General features: G+C 45.5%; 18 protein-coding genes. 12 read left to right on the top strand and 6 right to left on the bottom strand.

Annotated features, from left to right (window positions below; translation table 11 throughout):
• Positions 1-81: 81 nt before the first annotated feature.
• Positions 82-1,290, bottom strand: coding sequence for a serine hydrolase domain-containing protein (locus AC3WJC_RS16585; RefSeq protein ID WP_492400231.1), 1,209 nt, complete (start codon positions 1,288-1,290; stop codon positions 82-84).
• 188 nt (positions 1,291-1,478) lie between these two features.
• Here AC3WJC_RS16585 and AC3WJC_RS16580 point away from each other — a divergent pair, with 188 nt between their 5' ends.
• Positions 1,479-2,414 carry a hypothetical protein gene (locus AC3WJC_RS16580; protein WP_492400230.1) on the top strand — a complete coding sequence of 312 codons (936 nt, stop codon included), beginning with the start codon at positions 1,479-1,481 and terminating at the stop codon, positions 2,412-2,414.
• A 1-nt stretch (position 2,415) separates the two neighbouring features.
• On the opposite strand, the gene AC3WJC_RS16575 is transcribed toward AC3WJC_RS16580, so the two are convergent.
• Positions 2,416-3,015 (bottom strand): hypothetical protein, encoded by a 600-nt coding sequence (locus AC3WJC_RS16575; RefSeq protein ID WP_492400229.1) that lies wholly within the window; start codon positions 3,013-3,015, stop codon positions 2,416-2,418.
• A 163-nt stretch (positions 3,016-3,178) separates the two neighbouring features.
• Here AC3WJC_RS16575 and fumC point away from each other — a divergent pair, with 163 nt between their 5' ends.
• The 4 genes from fumC to AC3WJC_RS16555 all read left to right on the top strand — a co-directional run bounded on the left by fumC (position 3,179) and on the right by AC3WJC_RS16555 (position 6,570).
• Positions 3,179-4,576, top strand: a complete 1,398-nt coding sequence (gene fumC, locus AC3WJC_RS16570) for a class II fumarate hydratase (RefSeq protein WP_492400228.1) — start codon at positions 3,179-3,181, stop codon at positions 4,574-4,576.
• A 67-nt stretch (positions 4,577-4,643) separates the two neighbouring features.
• Positions 4,644-5,159 (top strand): fumarate hydratase, encoded by a 516-nt coding sequence (locus AC3WJC_RS16565; protein WP_492400227.1) that lies wholly within the window; start codon positions 4,644-4,646, stop codon positions 5,157-5,159.
• A 69-nt stretch (positions 5,160-5,228) separates the two neighbouring features.
• Entirely contained in the window at positions 5,229-6,023 is a 795-nt protein-coding gene (locus AC3WJC_RS16560) for a S1/P1 nuclease (protein ID WP_492400226.1), read from the top strand.
• A 94-nt stretch (positions 6,024-6,117) separates the two neighbouring features.
• Positions 6,118-6,570, top strand: coding sequence for a low molecular weight protein-tyrosine-phosphatase (locus AC3WJC_RS16555; RefSeq protein ID WP_492400225.1), 453 nt, complete (start codon positions 6,118-6,120; stop codon positions 6,568-6,570).
• A gap of 54 nt (positions 6,571-6,624) precedes the next feature.
• On the opposite strand, the gene AC3WJC_RS16550 is transcribed toward AC3WJC_RS16555, so the two are convergent.
• The 4 genes from AC3WJC_RS16550 to recQ all read right to left on the bottom strand — a co-directional run bounded on the left by AC3WJC_RS16550 (position 6,625) and on the right by recQ (position 11,935).
• The gene (locus tag AC3WJC_RS16550) at positions 6,625-6,807 is read right to left on the bottom strand and encodes a hypothetical protein (RefSeq protein ID WP_492400224.1); all 183 of its coding nucleotides are present in this window, start codon (positions 6,805-6,807) and stop codon (positions 6,625-6,627) included.
• A 161-nt stretch (positions 6,808-6,968) separates the two neighbouring features.
• The gene (locus AC3WJC_RS16545; RefSeq protein ID WP_492400223.1) at positions 6,969-8,234 is read right to left on the bottom strand and encodes a glucose-1-phosphate adenylyltransferase; all 1,266 of its coding nucleotides are present in this window, start codon (positions 8,232-8,234) and stop codon (positions 6,969-6,971) included.
• Positions 8,231-9,655 carry a glycogen synthase gene (locus AC3WJC_RS16540; RefSeq protein ID WP_492400222.1) on the bottom strand — a complete coding sequence of 475 codons (1,425 nt, stop codon included), beginning with the start codon at positions 9,653-9,655 and terminating at the stop codon, positions 8,231-8,233. Before AC3WJC_RS16540 ends, AC3WJC_RS16545 begins: the two co-directional genes overlap by 4 nt.
• Positions 9,656-9,799: 144 nt before the next feature.
• The gene (recQ, locus tag AC3WJC_RS16535) at positions 9,800-11,935 is read right to left on the bottom strand and encodes a DNA helicase RecQ (RefSeq protein WP_492400221.1); all 2,136 of its coding nucleotides are present in this window, start codon (positions 11,933-11,935) and stop codon (positions 9,800-9,802) included.
• A 165-nt stretch (positions 11,936-12,100) separates the two neighbouring features.
• Between recQ and AC3WJC_RS16530 the strand changes: the two genes are divergently transcribed.
• The 7 genes from AC3WJC_RS16530 to AC3WJC_RS16500 all read left to right on the top strand — a co-directional run bounded on the left by AC3WJC_RS16530 (position 12,101) and on the right by AC3WJC_RS16500 (position 26,150).
• Positions 12,101-14,611 (top strand): M14 family metallopeptidase, encoded by a 2,511-nt coding sequence (locus AC3WJC_RS16530; protein ID WP_492400220.1) that lies wholly within the window; start codon positions 12,101-12,103, stop codon positions 14,609-14,611.
• A gap of 281 nt (positions 14,612-14,892) precedes the next feature.
• Positions 14,893-16,431, top strand: coding sequence for an MFS transporter (locus AC3WJC_RS16525; RefSeq protein WP_492400219.1), 1,539 nt, complete (start codon positions 14,893-14,895; stop codon positions 16,429-16,431).
• An 87-nt stretch (positions 16,432-16,518) separates the two neighbouring features.
• Positions 16,519-18,159 (top strand): SusR family glycan utilization regulator, encoded by a 1,641-nt coding sequence (gene susR, locus AC3WJC_RS16520; protein ID WP_492400218.1) that lies wholly within the window; start codon positions 16,519-16,521, stop codon positions 18,157-18,159.
• A 301-nt stretch (positions 18,160-18,460) separates the two neighbouring features.
• Positions 18,461-20,320: a glycoside hydrolase family 13 protein gene (locus AC3WJC_RS16515; protein ID WP_492400217.1), complete on the top strand. Its 1,860-nt coding sequence runs from the start codon at positions 18,461-18,463 to the stop codon at positions 20,318-20,320.
• 152 nt (positions 20,321-20,472) lie between these two features.
• Complete coding sequence (locus AC3WJC_RS16510; protein WP_492400216.1) at positions 20,473-23,439, top strand: SusC/RagA family TonB-linked outer membrane protein; 2,967 nt, start codon at positions 20,473-20,475, stop codon at positions 23,437-23,439.
• A gap of 22 nt (positions 23,440-23,461) precedes the next feature.
• Positions 23,462-25,036, top strand: a complete 1,575-nt coding sequence (locus tag AC3WJC_RS16505; RefSeq protein WP_492400215.1) for a RagB/SusD family nutrient uptake outer membrane protein — start codon at positions 23,462-23,464, stop codon at positions 25,034-25,036.
• A 25-nt stretch (positions 25,037-25,061) separates the two neighbouring features.
• Positions 25,062-26,150 (top strand): SusE domain-containing protein, encoded by a 1,089-nt coding sequence (locus AC3WJC_RS16500; protein ID WP_492400214.1) that lies wholly within the window; start codon positions 25,062-25,064, stop codon positions 26,148-26,150.
• The last annotated feature ends 45 nt before the right edge of the window (positions 26,151-26,195 follow it).

The raw sequence follows: 26,195 nt of genomic DNA, 5'->3' as shown, positions 1-26,195 counted from the left end.
TTTGTCATTCTCCTCGTACCTCGTTCGAAATGACAATGTTGTCAATCATATTCCTGCTCCCCTTTAGGGACCGGGGGCTCACTAATCTTCCGCCGCGTCGCCTTGCCCGGTGTAGGCATTTTTGCGTACAATAGGCATGCCTGTTATTTTAAACAGATCGTCTAACTGGAGTAAACTGCCGTTAGCTAAGTTGGATAACAGCACAATGGTAATATCGTTTTTCAAATCGCGCAAATAAATGTGCCTGAAACCATGCCACCAGCCAGTATGGTAAGCCACTTTTTGGCCGGGGCCATCAAACGTGCGCCAGCCGTAACCGTAGCTAAAGTGTCCGCGCAGTAAAGGGTTATGGGCGGTATAGGCCGAATCCTGTGTTTCTTTTTTCAGCAGAATACCCGCACGCAGCGCGCGATCAAATAAGAACAAGTCGGCAACGGTGCTGTAAATTCCTTTATCCCCTACAGGGCCATCCAAAAAGTTTTGTACTACCGAGTAGCGCCATTGCCCGCGATCGTGCCCAACCACATCCACCGGAATTTTTTCGTAAACCGCTTTTGAATATACCGCGGTATGGTGCATGCCTGCCGGGTTAAAAATATGCTCCTTCATAAAATCAGCATACGTTTTACCGCTTACTTTTTCAATAATGGCACCCAGCACCATGTAGTTTGAGTTGTTGTACAAAAAGCGCTTGTTAGGCGTATTAAACGGCGCGGGCTTGTATTGCGCTATCAGGTCCATAGCCTGCTGGTTGCTCAGGCCTTTGCGCTGGTCGCGGTGCTCTTTACGGTACAGGTCATCAACAAAATAAACGTAATTCATCATGCCCGAACGGTGGGTAAGCAGCAATTTAATAGTAATGCCTGTATACGGAAAGTTTGGAAAAAAATCACGCACATCCTGATCCAGCTTTAATTTACCCTGTTCCATCAGCATCATAATGGCGGTGCCCGTCATGGTTTTGGTAATAGAGGCCAGCTCGAACTTTGAGCCCAGTTCCAGGCTGTCGCGTATCAGGTAATTAGCCCAGCCGAATGATTTTTCGTAAATGATCTTGCCTTTTTTGGCTACCAGCACATTGCCGTTAAAGCCGCGCTTTTTATGCAGCGCCTGCATAAACTCGTCTATTTTTTTATCCTCATTTTTAGGGTCATACTTTAAAAGGGCTACGGTGTCAAAGTTTATCTTTTCGCCATCGCGGGTGGTGGCTTTCTTTTTATCTGATGAACAGGAACCGAATAATAACAGGCACAATGCGGGTATAAAAACGCACTTAATCACAAATCTCATATACAATAAATCCAATCGTTATAACGAGGGCGAAAAATAGAAATTATACCCCAGCTAACTTATAAATGTTTTTAAATATTATTAACATTACTGTAACCTCAGGTTTATTTACCATTTGGCTTTTAAATTATTGTTTATTAAATAAATACCCCAAAACAACTTAAACGCGTTTTTTGTACAATTGCATTATGAATTTTACTAAAGCTCATCAGGGCCTTATCGCTATAATTTTTTTATTTGTTGCTTTAACCGGCTGTTACCAAAAACCAAAGGAAAAGGTGGATGTAAAACCGTCCTTTAAAAAGGTATGGGGTATAAAGTATACCGAGATCAGGCGCTGGCTGGCTAACGGATTGACGTTTGATAAAAGTGGCTACCAGATGGAACCGGAGTGGTTTATGTCTTTTCCTTCGGATGATTCGGCTAATATATACAGCCCGGAGCGCAATGTTTTCTACAACTTCCCGGTAACGTACGATCATGATTCGATAGTAAACATGGCGCGTGCCTGGCTGCGGGTAAAAAAGGTAACTAAGGATAGCCTGGTATTTCAGATACTGAAAGTGGAAGGCACGACCATTTACCTGGAAGAATCTAAAGTATATATGACCCTATATGCTGATGATTACATTAAAAACGTGCTGAAAACGGATGCCAAAACGCTGATGCGGCCCTCAAAAGCGGATACTGCATTTATAATGGAGCGTGCCGAATATGTAAATACCCACCCCGATACGGCTTTTGCCGCGCGTGAGCCAGTGCAGTTCATTAGCAAATCTCCCAACATAAAGGTTGAAAAGGTTGAGGTGCACGCCGAGGCCATCCGGTATGATAATGTTGACCCCGAGGATGCCTATATGTACCCTGAGTATAAAATCACCATAAAAAAAGCCTATAGCGATTTTAATTACACCTTTGCCGCCTTTGTTGATGCCAGCGGTGGCCTGCATTTTGATAAGCCCCTTATGGCCATATTGCCCGACTACTACGAACAAAAAGTAAAGGTAATGAAAGGTGTAATGGATGGCTACTTAAAATTGTATCTTACTACACTGCCCGGCACTACTTTAGGTATACCCCATACCAGCAGGGTAACGCTGCGGGTAAAGGGAATAAAGGGCTAAGCTATTTGCAGTTTTCCAGGTGGGCGGTGTACCCGCCAATAAAGGCATTACGATAGCCCTGGTATTCTGTTGCGGTTTTAAAGTGGCTTTTAGCGGGCTCAATGTTATTAAAGTATATATAAATGATCGTATTGTTTCCCGGGAAAATCACGAAAGTGCCTAATATTTTACCCTCTTTTATATCCGCCCGGCTCAAGCCGTAAGCCTTGTAACCATTATAATCAAGCTCTACTAACTTTCCGGTGGTTTCCATGCCGGTTGACTGTGAGTTAAGATAGTTCAGGTTAGCCAGCACATTCTTTTTGTCCTGCTCGTAATTTTCAGGGTTGCTTAAAATCACTTTTAAATCTACAAATGGCGCTTTCTTTTTATTGGTGTAGATGATGCGGTAACCGTCAGTAACTGTTATTGATACTTCTCCATTCGCGGTGGCGAGTGTACGTGATTTGTCGGCTGTGTCAGGCAAACGTTCGGCAGGTTGCGCCTTTAAAACGCCGGCTTTTTTAAATGACAGGTTGCAGGGCTTAATGCCATCCTGTTGGGCAAAAGCACTAAGGCCAATAAATATAAATAGTGCGATCAATGTTATTGGCTTTTTCATAAAAGAGGTGTAAAATGAGGTGTATTTGCTTAAAGACGAGCGATAGATAAATAACGTTGCACTGATATGTAAAAATTATAAAGTTCGCTATCAAAATTCTGAAAATATATTGCCGGGTAGTTTGGATAAGGGTTAACTTTGCCCAGCAAAAAAATACATCCTTATGAGTTTCAGAATTGAACATGATACCATGGGCGAGGTAAAGGTGCCTGCCGATAAATACTGGGGAGCGCAAACCGAACGCTCACGCAATAACTTTAAAATTGGTCCGGAAGCATCAATGCCGAAGGAAATTATCGAAGCATTCGCTTACCTGAAAAAGGCTGCCGCCTACACCAATACCGACCTGAACGTACTGCCTGCCGAAAAGCGCGACCTGATAGCACAGGTTTGCGATGAGATACTGGAAGGTAAACTGGATAGCGAGTTCCCGCTGGTGATCTGGCAAACAGGTTCGGGTACGCAATCAAACATGAACGTTAACGAGGTGGTGGCCAACCGCGCGCATGTGCTGCAAGGCAATCAACTGGGCGAGGGCAAAACCTTTATCCACCCGAATGATGATGTGAATAAATCGCAATCATCAAATGATACTTACCCAACCGCTATGCACATCGCTGCATACAAAATATTAATGGATGTTACCATCCCGGGTATCGAAAAGCTGCGCGATACGCTGAAAGCAAAATCAGCCGACTTTATGAACGTAGTAAAAATTGGCCGTACCCACCTGATGGATGCTACGCCACTTACCCTGGGGCAGGAGTTTTCGGGCTATGTTTCACAGTTGGATCATGGCTTGCGCGCTTTGCGTAATACCCTGGCGCACCTGAGTGAACTGGCTTTGGGCGGTACTGCCGTAGGTACCGGCATTAACACCCCGCAAGGTTATGATGTTAAGGTGGCCGAATACATTGCTCAATTCACTAACCTGCCATTTATCACGGCCGAAAATAAATTTGAAGCCCTGGCCGCGCATGATGCCATTGTTGAAAGCCACGGCGCCTTAAAGCAAATTGCCGTTGCGTTGATGAAGATCGCTAGCGACATCCGTATGCTGGCTTCGGGACCGCGTTCAGGTATCGGCGAAATTCATATTCCGGATAACGAGCCGGGTTCCTCTATTATGCCGGGCAAGGTTAACCCTACCCAAAATGAGGCGGTAACCATGGTTGCTGCACAAGTGATGGGTAATGATGTAGCGATATCAGTAGGCGGATCAAACGGCCATTACGAACTGAATGTGTTTAAGCCGGTTATGGCCGCTAACTTCCTGCAATCGGCACGCCTGATAGGTGATGCCTGCGTATCATTTAACGATCATTGCGCGGTAGGTATTGAGCCAAACTACGACGGCATCAAAAAGCATCTTGAAAACTCACTGATGCTGGTAACCGCGCTTAATCCACACATTGGTTACGAGAACGCGGCAAAAATTGCCAAAAAAGCGCTAAAAGAAAATAAATCGCTTCGCGAAGCGGCTGTTGAGCTTGAACTGTTAACCAACGAGCAGTTTGACCAATGGGTTCGCCCCGAAAATATGATAGGTAGTATAAAATAATGCTGCTTAATTTTAAATCCTCTCCTGTAATTGCAGGGGAGGATTTTTGTTTATACTATTGTTTAAGATGCTTAGTACAATAAAAGGGTTCGCTTTTCAGCCGGTTATGGCTTTATTACTGTTGGCCGGTTGTTCCATGAACCCGCCTGTGCAGGGCCGCGGGCAGGATTACCTGCAAGGCGAGTGGCAACAGGATAGCCTGCCCGGGCAACAAAAACTGCTCAACTATTCGCAGTCGAAATTTAAGTTCACCTGCGACTCGTTTTATATCGCTATAAGCACCATAAGCCGGGTTAACAGCGGTGCCGACAGTTGCATGAATAAAGGCCGCTGGACAGAATATATTAAAGGCCGGTACGAGCAAACCGGCGACACCCTGCATCTGAGAGGTGTTTTTGCCAATGCTGACGGTACGTTAAAAGATAATAAAGGCTGTTTTCGCTTTGGCCCATACGAGGAATATTACAGCATCAAAAAACAAAGCGACTCGCTGGTTACGCTTAATAGCGCTACGGTGGTTTTGCCGGTGCAATTAAGGCTGATTAAACGCGTAACCTGCACCCCTAAGCAACTGGCTTATTAAACATCGTAACAAAAAATTAACAATCAGTTAGCCAGTATGGCTGCTATCTTTGCAGCAAATTAACGTTCCATGAAAAATAAATTAGTGAAGATACTTTTCGCCTTAATGGCGATAGTTTATATCCCGGTGCAAACCATGGCCTGGGGGCAGCAGGGGCACCGCATAAGCGGACAAATTGCCGACAGCTACCTGAATGCCAAGGCGCGCAAAGCTATACAAGGCATATTAGGTAACGAGAGTATTGCCATGGCCAGCAACTGGGCTGATTTTATTAAATCCGACTCGACGTATAATTATTTGTATAACTGGCATTTTGTTGACTTTGATAAGGATTATACTTATCCTGAAATGCAATCGTACTTAAAAACAGACACATCTGTAAATGCATATACTAAAATACAGTTTCTGGTAGGCGAGCTTAAAAAAAAGAATTTAACCCCAAGGAATAAACTATTGTGCCTGCGTGTGCTTATTCACCTTGTAGAGGATGTGCACCAGCCTTTTCATACCGGGCATGAAAGTGATAAAGGTGGTAATGACATAAAGCTTTTGTGGTTTAATACGCCCACTAACCTACACTCCATTTGGGATTCGCAATTGATAGATTTTCAGCAGCTAAGTTACACGGAGTATACTGCAGCCATAAACCATACTACTGCGGCCCAGCGCGCCGCATGGCAAAAAGCACCGGTATCGGCATGGATTTTTGAATCGCATCAACTTGCCGAAAAACTTTACAGTAAAGTAAAACCTGACAGCAAGTTAAGCTACAGGTATAATTTTGAAAATATTGAAACGGTTAACAGTCAACTGGTAAAAGGCGGCGTTCGCCTGGCAGGTTTGCTAAACCAGATATTTGGATAAGAGAATTTCGAAATTTGGAAGGTTGATTTCGGAATTACAGACATTAAAAAAACACATTCCGAAATCAACCCTCCGAAATTCGCAATAAAAAAAGATGAAGATACTCATGGTATGCCTGGGCAATATATGCCGTTCGCCGCTGGCGGAGGGTGTAATGCAGCACCTGGCCGATAAGAATGGATTGAACTGGACGGTTGATTCAGCCGGAACCGGCAACTGGCACGTAGGTGAAGCCCCCGATCGCCGCTCCATCCGCACGGCGCTTAACCGAGGGGTGGATATTAGTAAGCAGGTATGCAAGCAGTTTACCGTGCGCGATTTTGATGACTTTGACCTCATCATAGTGATGGATAAATTTAACCTGCGCGATGTACTGGCCAAAGCCCGCAACCAGGCCGACCGCGACAAAGTACGCCTGCTGCTTGGCAACGCCGAAGTACCCGATCCCTATTACGACGACTCCAAATTTGAAACCGTTTATGACATGGTTGAACAAGGCTGCCGAGATATCATCAAAGAATTTACAGGTATCGATTTAAGCAAATAAAAACGGCCGACTGGATTACCAGTCGGCCGTTTTTATTTGCTTAAAGAAAGCAGCTTATCTCATTTTCATGGTGTCCTGAGCAGCTTTGGTGCTGTCTTTCTTCATTTTTTTCATTTTCTTTTTCATCTTTTTGGTGCTGTCCTGCTGCATGGTGGCAGTTTTAACAGTAACATCAGCCGCGTAAACGCTGCCGAAAGAGATAGCCGCTAAGGCTAACATTGCAATTGACTTTTTCATAGTGGTTTGTGTTTTGATTAATACTATGTAAAACAGCAATTTAGCATGAAATAAGTTTTACCTGTAGTTAAAATTATTAATTTGTTAATTTGGGCATAACCTTAAAAACAAAAAATGCCGAAGTTTTAATTACCTCGGCATTCTATAGGATGAATGATCAATTATTGAATCACCGATCCGTTTGGAATTACAGATAGCTTTTTAACTACCACAATGCCATCCTGTATGGTGTAGGTACCATAATCGCCGTCGGGCTTGCCGGGTTCGCAATTGATGGTTACATCGTTACCAATAAAGCAGTTTTTATCAATAATGGCGTTTTTGATACAACACCTGTCGCCAATACCCATTATCGGGCGATCGTTAACGCGTGAGTCTTCGATCTGCTCAAGGGTTTGATAAACATCGCTGCCCATTACATAGCAATTTTCAATGGTGGTATCAAAACCTATACGGGTACGTATGCCGATGATGGAGCGTTTGATGTGCTTGGCGTTAACAATACAACCATCGGCCACAATGGCTTTTTCCATCAGTGTGCCTGATATTTTTGACGGCGGCAACATGCGCGCGCGGGTAAATATGTGGTTCTTATCAAACAGGTTAAACTGCGGAATATCATCCGTTAAGCCCAGGTTGGCATCAAAAAAGGATGGGATGGTACCAATATCGGTCCAGTATCCTTCGTACTGATAGCTGGCCACGCGGTGCTCGGTAATAGCCTGCGGGATGATCTCCTTACCAAAATCCGGGTGATCGTTTGATTGCAGTATCTCGAACAGGCGCTTGCGGTTAAACAGGTATATACCCATTGATGCCAGGTAAACACGGCCCTGCGCGGCCATCTCATCACTCACCTCAGATGCCCAGCTTTCAAAATCCTTTTTCGGTTTTTCGATAAAGGAAGTGATCAGGCTATTCTCATCAGTTTTAAGGATGCCGAAACCCGGTACATCATTAGCATGTACAGGTATGGTAGCGATAGATATTTCCGCATTCTGCTCAATGTGCTTGCTGATCATATCCTCAAAGTCCATCTGGTATAACTGATCGCCGGAGAGGATGAGCACATATTCAAACTCATGCACCATCAGGTGGTGCAGGCTTTGCCTTACCGCGTCAGCCGTACCCTGAAACCATGATACGCTTGACGGGGTTTGCTCCGCCGCCAAAATATCAACAAACGCTTCGCTAAAGCTGCTGAAATGGTAGGTATTTTTAATGTGCTTGTTAAGCGATGCCGAGTTGAACTGGGTAAGCACATACATACGCTCAATGCCTGAGTGTAAGCAGTTGGAGATAGGTATATCAACCAAACGGTATTTACCCGCTATAGGCACTGCCGGTTTTGAGCGCGTAGCTGTAAGCGGCGATAAACGGCTGCCCTGGCCGCCTCCAAGCACAATTGCTATTACATTTGAACTCATGATGCTGTTATTATTCGGTTATAAAGGGTTACATATTCAGCGGCCGAACGATCCCAGGAGTGATCGAGCGCCATCATTGTTTTTCGTAATTTTTGCAAGCGTGGCATATCATTGTATAATACAATGACCCTGCTTACTGAGTAGCAAATATCATCAACACTGGCACTGTCAAAACGGATGCCGTAACCGCCCTGGTCGCCAAAATCCTTAACGGTATCTTTTAAACCACCGGTACTGCGCACAACAGGCAACGTGCCGTAACGTAACGAGTACATCTGGTTAAGTCCGCATGGCTCCACGCGCGATGGCATCAGCAAAAAGTCGGCTCCGGCATAAAATAAGTGCGCCAGTGCTTCATCATAACCAATGAATACGTTGTAATGTTCGGTGTATTTTTCTTTTAAGGCGAGTAATTCAGCCTCCGTATTTTTATCACCCGCGCCCAGCATCAAAAAGTTAACCAGTCCGTTGTGCTCCTGCAGGCTGCGCTCAATAGCGGGTGCCAGTAGGTCGGCACCTTTTTCACCAACCAGCCTGCCAATAAAAACAATCAGCGGCAACTCTGTACTCAGGCCAAACCTTTGACAAAGGGCTGCCTTGTTTTTGCTTTTACCCTGGGTAATGCGTGTTGCTGCATATTTTGAGGCGATGAGCTTATCTGTCGCCGGGTTCCATACATCAGTATCTATCCCGTTTAAAATACCTTGGCCTTTATGGCCTTCAATGTAAAACAGGTATTCCAGTCCGTTGGAGTTGATGGTAAGCTCATTGAGGTAACTGGGTGATACGGTGGTGTAGGCTGAGCAGCATTTAACCGCGGTAGCCAGCGGATTGAGCGCGCCGGCCCAATCAAGCAAACCGGTTTTGGTCATGTCTATCTCCGGCAGGTAATGCAGTTTTTCCCAACTGAAAGCGCCATGGTACTGGCCGTTATGTATAGTGAAAACGGTTGGTATGTTAGCCAGCCGCTTATAAGCATTTGAATGTTTAAGTAGGAAGGGTACCAGACCCGAGTGGTGATCGTGGCAGTGAATAACATCCGGCGTTTGGCCGCTCCAGTTTATCCAATCCAAAAAAGCGATCTGGTAAGCGATGAACTGGTCGGTTTCGTCAGGGTAGCAATAAACTTCCTGACGGTCTATCAGCCCCGGTATCTTAATTAAAAAAAGCTCAAAGCCCAAGGCGTTTGTTTTTTCTTTAAGTATCTCAAAGTATAAACGCCTTGTACCTAATAAGGTGAGGCCCTGAAAAACAATGTCGAAATCGTGTTCGCGGGTAAACTTGCGGTCGTAATAAGGTAGCGCTACGGCTGCCTGCAAGCCTGCTGCCACCTGATATTTTGGCAATGCGCCTACCACATCGGCAAGGCCGCCAACCTTGGCAACCGGGAAACATTCGGCACTTAAATGAAATATTCTCATTATAAATATATAAATTGGATTAAGGTACTAACATTAAGCCGTAACAAACAAACCCAATAATTATTAAAATGTGTTGGAATCGTAAAAAAAAGTAAGATTAGTTACCGTAGCTTAACATTTATACCAATTGCATCATATTAGCGGTTAGCCTTCACGCTTTAGCCAGCTAACCACCGCCTTAATTTCGGTGTAGGAGTAATTGTCGCCCAATACTTCTTTTAAAGGCGCCAGCCTGTCGGGGCCGTAACTATCAATAGCATCTTTTATAACAGGTATTTTGTTTTCATCAACAAAGTGGGTAACCTCCAATTCGCCGGTTTGTACGAACTGGGTGAGGTGGCCTTCGACCGTCATGGGGGAGAGGCCGCGTTCGGTGGCTATTTCGGGGATGCTTTTGCCCGCCATAAACAGGTTGAGGCTTTCTTTTTGGGTATTGCTTGTTTTTGCCTCACGCGGCTTAGCCTGGCGTTTTGCTGTGCGCGGTTTTACCTTTGAGGTAAGGCCATGCGCGGCGCTGTAGGCTTTGATCACTTCCAAAAACTCGCGGCCATACCTGGCCAGCTTTACATCGCCAAAGCCGGAGATGTGGCGCAGTTCATCCATGCTTTGCGGCAGGTAGGTGGCCATTTCTAACAGCGTAGCGTCAGACAGAATGATATACGCGGGCAGGTTCTCGTAAGTAGCGAAATTAAGGCGCACGGCTTTGAGCTGATCCAGCAATGCGGCCTCAAACGGCAATGCTTCTTCCGCTTTTTCTTCGATAATCTGCGCTTCGGTCAGTTCAACCTTTTCAAGGCCTTTTAATACCGCCTCGCTTTTGTCCGTCAGCTTAACAATGGGGTAGGCATCATCGGTTATTTGCAGGAAGCCGTGGGCATTCAGTTCGCGCAGGTAGCGTTGCCATTGTGCTTTGCTGATGTCGGGACCTACGCCGTAGGTTTTAAGCTGCTTGTGCTCCTCGCGGATTTTTTCGCTTTTTGATCCGCGTAAAAAATCGATCACATAACCCAGCCCAAAACGCTGGTTAAGCCTGAATACGGCCGACAATGCCTTTTGGGCGATGAGCGTACCATCAAACTTTTTAAACTCGCTGAGGCATATATCGCACGAGCCGCAATGGTCGGCCGCTTCCTCATCAAAATAGTTGAGCAGGTATTTACGGCGGCAGGTATGCAACTCACAATAGGCAACCATATCATTCAGCTTATCAAGCATAATACGGCTTTGCTCCTCGTTGTTCTCCAGGCTAACAAAGCCCTTGAGCTTAATGGCATCACCCGGCGAATAATACAGCATGGCATCTGATGGCAAACCATCACGCCCGGCCCGGCCCGTTTCCTGGTAGTAGCCCTCAATGTTTTTAGGCAGATCCATGTGAACCACGTAGCGCACGTTTGATTTATTGATGCCCATGCCAAAGGCAATAGTAGCCACCATGATCTTCACCTCGTCGCGCAAAAAGGCCTCCTGGTTACGGGCTTTGGTAGCGTGGTCCAGCCCGGCATGGTAGGCTTCGGCACTGTAGCCTTCCGCTTTCAGGTCGATAGCCAGGGCCTCGGTTGATTTACGCGACAGGCAATAGATAATGCCCGAATCATCGCCCCTGTTGTCCAGAAAATTAAGTAGCTGGTTAAAGCTTTTGTTTTTGGGCGATACCCTGTAGGTGATGTTCGCCCGGTTAAATGAGGATACATAGACCGCCGGCTGGTGCAGGTTCAGCTTTTCCAAAATGTCCTTTTGCGTTAGCTTATCGGCAGTTGCGGTAAGGGCAATTACGGGTATGTTGTTAAAATGATCCTTAATATGCGCCAGCATCAGGTACTCCGGACGGAAATCATGCCCCCAGTGCGATATACAATGCGCCTCATCAATAGCGAACAGTGATACCGGCAGCGATTTCAAAAAATCGATCAGCTTATTTTCGGTACCGAACAAGCGCTCCGGTGCCAGGTAAAGTAGTTTTATTTGGTTGCTTTTTAGCCGGGTGATGATGTCACGCTGTTCATCAGGTGTTTGGCTGGAGTTGAAGAACGCCGCGGGGATGCCGTTCACGTTCAGGCTGTCAACCTGGTCCTTCATCAGCGCGATAAGCGGCGATATAACAATGGTAAGCCCCGGCAGTAGCACCGCGGGCAGTTGGTAGCAGAGTGATTTACCGCCGCCGGTTGGCATCAGCGCCATTACATCGTGCCCGTTAAGCACCTGCGCTACAATGGTATCCTGCTGATGCCTGAATTCGCTGTAACCAAAATATTTATGCAGGGCCTGTAGTGGGGTCATGGGTATGTTAATGTGCGGATATACTGATGTGCAAATGTGCGGATTATTGCGTGGGCGGCGATGCCTGTTTCAGGATATTTTACGTAAAAATTTTAGCTATCTTACCTGTAAATTATCGACATTTAACATCTGCGTTAATTAGGTAAACGCTTGCTGCACCATTATATGTTTAAAAAATTATCCACCCTGTTGCTGTGCCTTGGTTTGTTTGTAAATGCACTGGCGCAAAAAATACAATCGCCCGATGAATTTTTGGGTTATAGCCTGGGTTCGCGGTTTACGCACCATGCCCGCATTGCCGAGTATTTCAACTACATAGCCAAAACCGCATCCAACGTAAAGCTGGTGCCTTACGGTACCACCAACGAGGGCCGTCCGCTGATGGCGATGTTCATCGCTTCGGCACAAAACATTGGCAGGCTGGAGGAGATCCGCAAAAATAATTTAAGCATTGCCGGTATGGAAAAAGCCGCCGCATCTATCAACAGCAATACACCGGTAATTGTATGGCTCAGTTTTAACGTACATGGTAATGAGCCCAGCTCGAGCGAGGTATCCATGCAAACGCTGTACGATATGGTCGACCCTGCAAACACCCGCACCCAGGCCTGGCTGAAAAATACGGTAGTGGTAATTGACCCATGCCTTAACCCTGATGGGCGTGAGCGTTATGTTAACTTTTATAATTCGGCCAAAGGCGAAAAGCCGGATGCCAACCCCGCCGCCCGCGAACATTTTGAACCCTGGCCTGCCGGGCGTACCAACCACTATTTTTTTGATTTGAACCGCGACTGGGCGTGGCAGGTACAAAAGGAAACCCAGGGCAGGGTAGCGCTATATAACCAATGGCTGCCGCAAATACACGTTGATTTTCATGAACAAGGCTATAACGCGCCCTACTATTTTGCCCCTGCTGCTGAGCCGGTGCATAAGGATATTACCCCCTGGCAGCGCGAGTTCCAGGTGATTATCGGTAAAAACAATGCGAAGTATTTTGACAAGAATGGTTGGGCTTATTTTACCAAGGAGATATTCGATCTGCTTTATCCGTCGTATGGCGATACTTATCCGCTGTATAATGGTTCCATCGGCATGACGTATGAGCAGGGCGGTATAGCCGCCGGCTTAGCCATACAAACCAATACCGGCGACACCCTCACCCTTGCCGACCGTATAGCCCACCATCACTCCAACAGCCTGAGCACTATAGAGGCGGCATCAGCCAACGCGCAAAAGGCGCTTACAGAGTATAAAAAGTATTTTGACGCAGGCCGTACCAATCCACCCGGAGCGTACAAAACTTTTGTGATACAAAACAGCAATAATGATAAGGTGACCGCCCTTGCTGCCCTGCTTAAACGCAACGGTATCGAGTATGGCTACGGGCTCGACCATTCGGTAAGCGGATTGAACTATATCACTGGTAAAACCGAAACCTATAAACCCGCCGCTAATGATCTGGTGATAAATGCTTATCAACCCAAGGCGGTTTTGCTGAATGTTTTGCTTGAGCCTAAAACCTTTATTGCCGATAGCAATACATACGATATTACGGGCTGGGCCTTGCCCTATGCCTATGGTTTAAAGGCCTGGGCGGTAAAGGAATCGTATAAACCGCAGCGGCAGTCAGCACCCGCTGTTGTTACACCTGCGTACGGTGGCAGCCCGGCTTATGCTTACGTATCAACATGGCAATCGCTAAATGATGTTAAGTTTTTGTCGGCGTTGCTTAAACGCAACATTAAAGTACGCTATTCAGAAAAGCCTTTTGAAGCCGGTGGCAAAAAGTTCTCTGCCGGCTCGCTGCTTATCACCCGGTCGGGCAATACCATTAAGAATTTTGACAAGACCATACAATCCATCGCTGCTGAAAGCAACCATCCGCTGGTGCAGCTTAACTCCGGTTTTGTGGACAAGGGTGCTGATATGGGTTCTGACTATATCAAATATATCCGCCCGATCAGGGTGGTGCTGGTAACGGGTAACGTAACATCATCTGAAGCTGTTGGCGAGGTATGGCACTATTTTGAGCAACAGATTAATTACCCGGTTACGCTGGTTAATTATACCGACCTTAACCGTATGCGCTGGAATGATGTGGACGTAATGATACTGGCCGACGGCAACTACGGCGGTGATTTCCCTGCGGATAAACTACAAGGCTGGGTAACTAATGGCGGCAAACTCATCGCCATGCAAAACGCGGTAGCGCAACTGGCAGATAAGAAACTGTTTAGCATACACCAAAAAGAAGATGCAGCCGATAAAAAGGATGACAAGGGGAAAAATAAGAATAAGGTGATATTATATGCCGACCGTGATAAGGAAGCGCTGAAAAGTAATGTACCCGGCGCGGTTTATAAAATCCATCTGGACAATACCCACCCCTTAGGCTTTGGTATGCCTGCGGATTATTTTACGCTAAAGCTGAATGACGAGGTTTATGATTATTTAGATAACGACAGTGGATGGAACATAGGTGTGCTTAAAAAGGATGGCTATACCTCTGGCTTTATCGGGCAAAACAGCAAGGCAAAGCTGGTTGATGGTATGCTGATCGGTGCGCAATCAGTTGGCAGGGGCAGCGTTGTTTACCTGGCCGATGATCCGCTGTTCCGCAGTTTTTGGGAGAATGGAAAGCTGTTGTTCGGCAACGCGGTATTTATGGTGCAGTAAAAACTGTTAAAATATTCAGCGCCCGGCAGCTAATAGTTGCCGGGCTTTTTTATGAGAAATTTTTAGTTATGCACTGATAGCCTTGCAAATACAAATAATTTGTTTTAAATATGCAATCGATTGCTTTATAAACGGCAATCATGGCTTGTATACTGAACAGCCATACCAATTATACTTTTTAAAATACTGATTTATTAACTGATGTCGATGATGTTAAGCGCGATGCTTAAACACGCATCTATTTTAGTTGATATTAATAACCCATAACCTGATAAATAATTATGAGTACTAAACCCCAAACTGCCGAAGCTCCTAACCGGATGTTATTTCTGGCCTGTTTTGTAGCTATTGTTACCACATCGTTCGGTTTTATTTTGCGCGCGTTAACATTGCCGCAATGGAGTGCCGAATTTAATTTAAGTAACACCCAAACCGGCGAAATTGCGGGTGTGGGCTTATGGCCATTCGCTATCAGTATTGTATTGTTTAGTTTGATAATTGATAAGGTAGGGTACAAAAACTCTATGATATTCGCGTTTATATGCCATATCCTTTCGGCGGCTATTACGTGGTTCGCTACAGGGTACACCATGCTATATATAGGTACATTTATAATGGCGCTGGGCAACGGTACGGTTGAGGCGGTAACTAACCCCGCGGTGGCCAGTATGTTCCCGAAGGAAAAAACCAAATGGCTTAACTTTTTACATGCGGGCTGGCCAACGGGACTGATCTTAGGCGGCGTAATTGCACTGCTTATGGGGCCTGAAACTAATTGGAAACTTAAAATATTACTGGTACTGATACCGGCCCTGGGTTATGGCCTGCTGATGCTGCCCAATAAGTTTCCGCTAAACGAGCGGGTAAAGGCGGGTATCTCTTACCTGGATATGCTCAAAGAGGTGGGCATAGGCGGCGCGCTCATTATAGTAGGCCTCATTATTTTCCAGATAGGATCAGTATTTGGCTGGGCTACATCAGTAAATGTAATTGTTACGCTGGCTATTGTCGCCTTATTCGGGGCGTTTGTGCGCACCTTTGGTCAGCCTTTGTTTGTGCTGATGTTATTAATCATGCTGCCCATGGCCATAACCGAATTAGGTACCGACAGTTGGATATCTGACCTGATGACCCCGGCCATGTCAAAAATAGGGCTGCAGGGCGGCTGGATACTTATTTACACCTCAACCATTATGGTGATACTGCGTTTTTGCGCGGGTAACATCATCCACCGCATATCTCCGCTGGGGTTACTGACCGTTTGTTCTGGTATAGCAGCGCTGGGCTTATTCTTTCTGTCAGGTGCTGATGGGGTGATGATATTGGTTGCCGCCACGATATTCGGTATCGGCAAAAGCTTTTTCTGGCCTACCATGCTGGGCGTAGTGGCCGAGCGTTTCCCCAAAGGCGGCGCGCTTACCATGAATGTAACTGGTGGCGTGGGCATGATAGGCGCGGGCGTACTTGGCGCGGTTATTTTAGGTTTTGTACAGGATAAATCAATTGACAATAAGCTGCAGGCTTATGATCAGAAAAACAAAACCGAACTGCACAGCACTTATGCCACTACACCACGGTCGAGCATGTTTGGTACCTACCGGGCCATTGATGCCGCAAAGCTGGATGCCGCACCCGCCGCCGAAAAAACTACTGTTACCGGCGTACAGGAAACCGCTAAAAAAGAAGCATTAAAAACCGTTGCTCTTTTTCCGCTTGGGCTAATGATTTGTTATGGTGCATTGATGCTCTACTTCCGCTCAAAAGGTGGGTACAAGGCGGTACAGCTTAATGATGATGTTGTATCGCCAACGCCGGTATAATAACAGGTTTGTTGCGTTTTTACCTGGTAATGGCTGTAAGGCAATTTGCTTTTTTATTGCTTACTTTGCAGTCAATTAAACCTGTGTATGCGCACTGCCTTGCTTATAGCCCTGCTTTTTATTGGTCATGCTGTTTTTGCCGCACCCGCTAAAACGGACGAGTTGCTGGATAAGCTGGACGTAGCGCTTAACAGCAAAGGTGAATACGATAGCCGGAAAGAACAGCGGATAAAACAGCTTAAAGTAAAGCTCAACAGCGTTCGCGGCAATGCCGCACGCAGTTTTGACTATTGCAGCCAGGTTTACGAAGAATATAAATCTTACAAATACGATTCGGCTTACGTTTATGCCCACAAGTTGCTGCAATTAAGCGGGCGTTTAAATGATGTTGGCCGCGAGTACACCAGTAAGGTTAAGGTGGGTTTTATCCTGCTGTCATCGGGCATGTTTAAGGAGGCGTTTGATAACCTTTCGGGGATAGACGCGCGCCTGCTTACCGATACCATGCGTTATGAGTATTACCGGCTGATGATGCGTGCCAACTTTGACCTGGCCAATTATGATAACGATAACCAGTACTCGCCACAGTACGTGGAGCAGGCTAATAAATATATCGATTCGGCCATAGCTATCAGTACGCCCGGTTCTTACAATAACCTATACCTCATCGGCTATAAAAAACTAAAGCAAGGTGACCCGAAAGCTGCCGAGGCCGATTTTTTGACACTGCTCAATACCAAAAAGCTTACCGAGCATCAGCATGCCATTGTAGCCTCAACATTGGGCAACATTTATTTAAACAGCAAACAACGCAGCAAGGGTATTGAACTGTTGATACAGGCGGTTACCAGCGATATACAATCATCAACCAAAGAAACCCTGGCTATATTTTGGCTGGCCGAGGTGTTTTACAAGCAGGGCGATATAAAAAATGCCTATAAATACATTCAGCAGGCTATGGCCGATGCTGACTTTTATGGCGCGAGGCAGCGCCGCGCGCAGATCAGTTCCATACTGCCTATCATCGCTGCGGAGAAATTAAAGTACAGCGAGCGCGAGAAAACCCGTTTCCTGATCTTCATCGTTTCCTTATCCATACTGGCGATCTTGGTTATAGTCATATCGGTAATGCTATTCAGGCAACTAAAAAACCTCAAGGCTAAAGAGAAGATTATTGAAGAAACTAATGCCGAGCTGGAAGCCATCAACCTTAAACTACAGGAAGACACGCATATTAAGGAAGAGTATATCGGGTACTTTTTTAATGTGATATCAGGCTATATCCTGAAGCTTGAGAAGCTGAAGCGCTCTGTCGACCTGAAGCTCTCACAAAAGCGGTATGACCATATCCAATTGATCGTAGACAACATCCAGATCAAAAAAGAGCGTGAGGCGCTATTCCATACGTTCGATCATGTATTTATCAAGATATTCCCAAACTTTGTAGCCTCTTTTAACAGCCTGTTTAAAAAAGAAGACCAGATATGGCCTAAAAGCGATGAGGTATTGAGTACCGACCTGCGCATTTTCGCCTTGATACGATTAGGGATCACCGATACCGAAACCATCTCCAAAATATTGGAGTATTCTGAAAAAACCATCTATGTTTATAAAATGCGTTTAAAAGCAAAATCACTTTTTCCGGGTGATGAGTTTGATAAACGCATAATGGAGATCAAGGCGGTTGAGAACACACGAGGCGGTAAAATCCACCCCGAAAGCGTGTAATTAAATCCCGTTTCCTCAGTATTTCCGGCCTTAAAAGTGTTATTTAAGCCTAAATTTATTTAAATTTTTTAAATCCAGGTCAAAATTAAATAATTGATTATCAATTTATTGGGTTTAAATTTATTAGATTATTCTTAAATTTTAACTAAACAAATAGCTAAACGCTTGTAACGTCAGCAAATTTGTATTAGTTAAAACACTAAGCCCCGGCGTTTCGTACAAGTTAAATACCGAGACCCATAGGCAATAGTATTTAGCCATTATAAACCCAAGTACCCGTATTAAATTTATAGCAAGCTGTATGTATAAAACCTATACTAAAAGTTTTGTATTCGTTATTTTTTTGTGTTTAGCTGGCCTTACTGATACATTCGCCCAGGTAAACGTTAACCGTGTTGAGCCTGCTTTTTGGTGGGCAGGCATGAAGAATAAGCAATTGCAGCTTATGGTTAACGGTACCAACATAGGCAAGGCCAAGCCTGTAATTAGCTATCCGGGTGTAAAGGTTACCGAGGTTGCTACTACCGATAATCCAAATTACCTATTCATCTATCTCAATATCTCCGCGGCTGCCAAACCCGGCATTATGCGTATAAAGTTTACCGGCGCGGGCGAAGCAAAATCCATCAGCTATGAACTGAAAGCGCGTACTGACCGCGGTGGTGCCAATGGCTTTAACACCAGCGATGTGCTGTACCTGCTTACACCGGACCGTTTTGCCAATGGCAGTACCGAAAATGATGTGCTTGAAGGCGTACAGGTTGATCGTAAAAACCCGGACGTTCGCCACGGGGGAGACCTGAAAGGCGTGGCCGATCATGTTGAGTATATAAAAGACCTTGGTTTTACTACCGTATGGTTCAACCCGGTTCAGGAAAACCGGATGCCTAATGGCTCGTATCATGGCTATGCCATTACCGATTTTTATAAGATAGACCCGCGTTTTGGTTCAAACGCCCAGTTTAAGGAGCTTACCGCCACCATGCATAACAAGGGCATGAAGGTAGTGATGGATATGATTTTTAACCATTGCGGCCTGGCTCACCCCTGGATGAAGGATAAACCCGCTGCCGACTGGATAAATAATCCCACCAAATACGTACAAACCAACCATGCCAAGCTAACCGCTATGGATCCGCACGCGGCTAAAAAGGAACAGGATATTTTACTTGACGGCTGGTTTGTGCCTGATATGCCCGACCTGAATCAGCGTAACCGCCACCTGGCCACCTACCTCATACAAAACAGCATCTGGTGGATAGAGTATGCCCGTATTGACGGCATCCGCCAGGATACTTACCCTTACCCGGATTATGCCTTTATGGCCCGCTGGTGTAAAGAGGTAATGGCGGAGTACCCAAACTTCAACATCGTAGGCGAATCGTGGTATGGCAAAACCGGCGAGACTGCCTGGTGGCAGCGTAACTCAGCCCTTAACCCTAACAATACGTACCTGAAAACGGTAATGGATTTTCCGTTAACGTTTACCGCCGACTGGGGCTTTAACGAGGATACCAATAAAAACGGCGGCGAGCAATCAGGCATGTACCAGGTCTACGAGGTAATAGCGCAGGACTTTTTATACCCTGACCCCAATAACATCCTGACCTTTTTGGATAACCATGACCTTGGGCGCTTTACCCGCAAGGATGATAAAAACCTGGATCGCTTTAAACAAGCGTTCGCTTTCCTGCTGACCACACGTGGCATTCCGCAAATTTATTACGGCACCGAAATTTTGATGGAAGGTACCAAGAATGAAGGCGACGGGCAGATCCGCAAGGATTTTCCGGGCGGCTGGCCCGGCGATAAAACCGATGCCTTTACCGCTGAGGGCCGTACTGATAAGCAGAATGAGGCCTTCAACTACCTGCGCAAACTGCTTAACTGGCGCAAAACCAGCAAAGCCGTTACCGCAGGCAAGCTGATACATTACGCGCCTTATGATAACGTATATGTATACGCCCGTATTTATGGCGATAAAACTGTGCTGGTTATGCTCAATGGTTCAGGCAAGGATCAAACCCTTGATATGGATCGCTTTACTGATGTTACCGGCAAGCATACCGGTGGTAAAGATGTAATAACGGGCAAACAGATCAGCCTGAACAAAACGGTTACTGTACCCGCCCGGGCGCAGTATATACTCGAACTTAATTAACTGACCATATAAAAAACCAAACAAACATGACGAAGATAACAGTAGAAGGCGCGCCTGCCTGATGGGGAATTGTTTTCAGCAGCTTTTTTAACCCAATTATATTCAGTAAACAACCAATGATTAAAGCTTTACGCATTAAAAACTTAATTTGTATGAGAAGATTTTATCTTAAAAACTATGTGCTTTTGCTTGCCATGATGCTTGTATCGGGCTTGGCATTTGCGCAAACAGGCAGCATAAGCGGTACCGTGCTTGATACCAAGCGCGAAAGCCTGCCGGGGGTATCTGTCACTGTTGACGGTACTACAACCGGTACCGCTACCGATATGAACGGCGCTTTTAAACTAAACAACATAAGCGCCGGTACGCATACCATTACAGCCAAGTATATTGGTTACACAACGCTTTCAAAAACGGTTGCAGTAACTGCCGGGCAGGCAGCAACCGTTGAGTTTTTGCTTACTGCCGAATCGCAATCACTGAACGAGGTGGTGGTTATCGGTTATGGTACCCAGCAAAAAAAGGAGCTTACCGGCTCAATAGCTACTGTAAGCTCAAAAGATTTTCAGAAAGGTACCATTACTTCGCCGGAGCAACTGATCAACGGTAAAGTAGCCGGTGTGCAGATCGTATCAGGCGGTGGCCAACCCGGCGCAGGTAGCGAGATCCGCATTCGTGCGGGTGCATCATTAAATGCCAGTAACGCCCCTTTAATTGTGGTGGATAACGTGCCGTTAAATAACGATGCTATATCAGGTGTGGCTAACCCCCTAACACTGATCAACCCTAATGACATTGAAACTTTTACCGTTTTAAAGGATGCTAACGCAACTGCTATATATGGTTCAAGGGCATCAAACGGCGTAATATTAATTACTACTAAAAAAGGCAGCAGTGGCAAACCGCAGATCAACTTCAGTACCAATAATTCGTTGTCTACAGCTAACCGCAAAGTTAATGTACTATCAACAAACCAACTGCGCGATTATGTAAATACCAATGGCGATGCAGGTCAAAAAGCATTTTTGGGCGATGCGAACACTAACTGGCAGAATGAGATATTCCGTAATGCCTATACAACCGATAATAACATCAGTGTTTCAGGTTCTGCTAAAAATACGCCTTATCGTGTAAACATTGGCTATTTAAATCAGGATGGTATATTGATGCGTGATAACATGAACCGGGTATCGGGTGCTATCGGCATATCGCCTAAGTTTTTTGATAAGCACCTTAAAGTTGATCTGAATATAAAGGGTACTTATTCAAAATCAACCTTCGCCAACCAGGGAGCCATTGGTGCGGCCATTATGTTTGATCCGACCCAAACCGTGCGAGATACCTCAAGCAAATACGGTCAGTATTTTGAGTGGCAAAGCGGTGCGAACCCTAACCCGAATACACCGCGTAACCCGGTGGCCTTAATCAATTTAAAAGATGATAAGGGCCGTGCCGCCCGTAGTTTTGGTAATCTGCAATTAGATTATACCTTCCACTTTTTACCCGAAATGCGTGCTAACTTAAATGTTGGCTATGATGTTTCACGTGGTCAGGGTACAACTGTAGTGCCTGATTTTGCAGCACAAAATTATTCAAACAAGGGTTTAAGGTCACGTTATATGAATGATGTGTCCAATAAAGTATTGGAGTTTTACCTGGCGTACAAAAAAGACTTTAAATCAATAAACAGTAACCTGGACGCGATAGCCGGTTACGGTTATTATGATAACAAACGTACTGTTAACAATTATACAAGCTATCAGTATGATGGTACAACCCCTATTGTAACTCCGATATTTCCTTACGATATACCTCAAAGCAGGTTACTTTCATACTACGGCCGTGCTATTTACACCTATGCCGGTAAGTACATACTTTCAGGTACGATCCGTACCGATGGTTCGTCAAGGTTTAGTCCTGAGGACAGGCGTCGTTGGGGTGTATTCCCTTCAGGTGCATTTACCTGGAGAATAAGCGAAGAGCCGATGCTAAAAAGCAGCAATACCTTATCTGACCTTAAATTACGTATCAGCTACGGTGTAACCGGTCAGCAGGACGGTATCGATAACTACTCGTACATTCCAAGATATGGACAAAGCGCAAATGAATCGCAATATCAGTTTGGTAACCAGTTTTATTACATGTATGCACCATTCGCTTATGACAAGGATTTGAAATGGGAAAGCACTGCAACAAGCAACATCGGTATTGATTATGGTTTCCTTAATGGCCGTATATCAGGTGCTGTAGATGTTTTCTATAAAAAAACCAAAGACCTGTTAGCTGTAGTTAACATTCCGGTGGGCTCAAACTTTAGTAACCAGTTATTAACCAACGTAGGTAACATGGAAAACAGGGGTATTGAGTTAAGCATTAACGGTGCTGCTATCAAATCAAAAACCTTTAATTGGGATTTAGGCTTCAACTTTACTTACCTGGAAAATAAGGTAACCAACCTTACCCTGGTTGATGACCCGAACTACACACAACCGGCACGTTCAATTACCGGAGCAACAGGTAATAACATACAGTTTCATACTATAAACAGGGCACCTTACGGCTTCTACGTTTATAAACAGGTGTATAATGCTGAAGGCAGGCCGCTTGAGGGTGTTTATCAGGATCTGGATGGCGATGGCAGTATAACCGCCAGCGACAGGTATTTCTACAAAAATCCGGCACCAAAGTTCCTGATGGGCTTCACAACTTCGGTAAATTATCAAAAATGGACAGTGGCCACCGTGCTACGTGCAAGCATAGGCAACTATATGTATGATAACATATCATCAAACCTGGCAACCCGGTCAAACATCCTGAATTCAGGCGGAAGTATAAACAATGCCCCGGTTGACTTTTTGAATACCGGTTTTTCAATAAACCAGTACAACAGCGATTACTATGTAAAAAATGCTTCATTCCTGAAAATGGATAACCTGAGCCTCAGCTACAATGCAGGCCGCATAGCCAATACATTTACGCTTAATGTATCAGCAAACGTTCAAAATGTGTTTGTAGTAAGCAAATACAAGGGTCTTGATCCGGAGGTGTTTACCGGTATAGATTATAACCTGTACCCAAGGCCGCGCATTTACACTTTAGGCTTAAACGTAGGTTTTTAACCAATTATAAAGAGATTGTTTTATGAGAAATAGATTAAAAATATATGCAGCCCTGATGGTGATTGCTGTGGCTGCAGCATCATGTGCTAAAGATCTGAACCTGAAGCCAACTAATGATGTAACGGCTGATGTGGTGTATGCTACACCCGCAGGTTATAAAGGCGCTTTAGCGAAAGTTTATGGCAGCTTTGCGCAAACCGGTAACAGCGGTGCGGGCAGTGGCGACTTAGGTGGTATTGATGCCGGTACGTCGGACTTTTTCCGTTTGTATTTCGGCGCTCAGGAATTATCAACCGATGAGGCCGTTTGCGCCTGGCTGGGCGACCCGGGTATCTCTGAAATTGACCAGATGAACTGGTCGTCAACCAACCTGATGCTGCAAGGGCTTTATACCCGTTCTATCTACCAGATCACGCTGGCGAACGAGTTTATCCGCGAAAGCACCGATGCCAAATTGGCTAGCCGTAACATTAGCGGTAATGATGCAAATGAAATTAAATATTATGTTGCCGAAGCTCGTTTTTTACGCGCCTTTCAATACTGGGTATTGTTAGATTTGTACGGTAACCCACCATTTATTACCGAAGCTGATTTGATTGGTAAGGATCTGCCAAAACAAACTACCCGCGCAGCGCTGTTCAGCTACGTAGAATCAGAACTGAAAGCGGTTGAAACCTTGCTGAAAGACCCGCGCACCAATGAGTATGGCCGTGCTGATAAAGCTGCCGCCTGGGCATTGCTTGCCCGCCTGTACCTTAACGCGCAGGTTTACACTGGTACCGAGCATAATGCCGATGCTATTACTTACGCCAACAAGGTTATTGGTGCCGGCTATACATTGCATAGCGATTATAAGAACCTGTTTTTGGCGGATAACAATGTAAATAACCCTGAAACCATTTTCGCTATTGCTTATGATGGTGTTAAAACCCAGAATTACGGTGGTGCAACTTACCTCATCAATGCAGCTATTAACTCGGATATGAAACCTGCCGAATTTGGCGTGCCAAATGGTGGCTGGGGCGGTAACCGCACCCGCCAAAACCTGCCCAACAAGTTTACCAATGCTAATGATAAGCGAGCCATGTTTTTTGGCGCAAAACGTGAGGTGGATGATCTGGCAAAATTTACTGATGGGTTGGCGGTAACCAAATTCAAAAACATCACCCAATCCGGCGCTACGGCTCCGTCTGTGGGTGGTACTTATTGCTCAATGGATATTCCGTTGTTCCGTTTGGCCGAGATGTACATGATCTATGCTGAAGCTACCGCGCGTGGCGGCAGCGGGGGTGTTCAGGCAACGGCCATTCAGTATTTAAATAACCTGCGTGCCCGTGCTTATGGCAATTCATCAGGAAATGTTAATTCATTAGTATTAAATGACCTGATAGATGAGTATAGCCGTGAGTTTTACTGGGAAGGCCATCGCCGTACCGACCTGGTACGTTTTGGTAAATTTACCGATGCCTCATACGTGTGGCCATACAAAGGCGGTGTAAAAGCCGGCCGTGGTGTTGAGGCCTACCGCAACCTGTACCCTATACCATCAACAGATGTTATAGCTAACCCCAATTTAAAACAGAACCCAGGCTATTGATCATTACCAATTATAGATTTTCATCATGAAAAATTTAATAAAAAATATATTGCTGTTAAGCTCAGTTATGCTGATGCTGGCAGCCTGTAAAAAGGACGAGACAAGAATAGTAGCTAAAAGCGATGCCACCGCGCCTGTGCTTAAAGCTACGTATGAAAACCTGGTGCTTAAAGAGGCAGACGCGGCAGCCGAAGCCATTATGTTTAAGTGGAGCAAAGCGGATTACGGCTATAGCGCGGCAGTTAGCTACTCGGTTGAAATAGGTAAAAAGGATAGTAGCTTTGTTAACGCCAGAAGTGTTTCGGCAGGTGCTAATGATGAGGTGGTTTTAACTGTAGGCGCGTTTAATAGTTTGCTTAACCAGCTTAAACTGGTAGGCTTTGCACAAAATGATGTAGAGGTAAGGGTTAAGGCCGAAATCGGCGGCGGTGCTGCACCGGTTTACTCTAACACGATGCCTTTGGTGGTAACGCCTTATCTTGACAAACCGGCTTACCAAACCTTGTACCTGGTAGGCGACGGTACTTTTGGCCAATGGGAGAATACCAAAGCTACCCCCGTTTTCCGTGACCCGGCTAACGCCTTTGTATTTACCTTTACCGGTAATTTTTCAAGCGGAAACATCAAGTTTTTGGGCACTTTGGGGGAGTGGTATCCATCATGGGGTAGCAACGGCAGCGGCGGTGTAATGTTCCGCGAAAAGAATGCTGATCCTGATCCGGCAAACTTCCCGATAACTGCCGGTTACCATAAAGTAACCCTGAATTTGCGTGACAATACTTATACTGAAGAGCCTTACAACGCTACCGGTAAAACTACCTATGCCTCAATAGGTATTATTGGTCCGTTTACTGATTGGAATAGTGTAATCCCAATGTCGGCTACTACACTAAACCCGCACATCTGGACGCTTGACCATACCTTTGCCAGCGATACAGAAATGAAATTCAGAATTCCGGAAGGTTGGAGTACAAGCTGGGGCCCTGCTAATGACGCTACCGCGAGCGATGCCTATGGCGTAGGCACCGGCGGCGGTAACTTCAAAGTTAAAGCCGGCACATACACCATCATATTTAATGATATGACTGCCGAGTACGTTTTCATTAAAAAATAAGGCCTAATAAAATACGGCGCGTGGCTTAACCTGCCACGCGCTGTT

Source organism: Mucilaginibacter sp. FW306-07-L, assembly GCF_058782065.1.
This window is presented reverse-complemented; position numbering and strand designations above follow the sequence as displayed.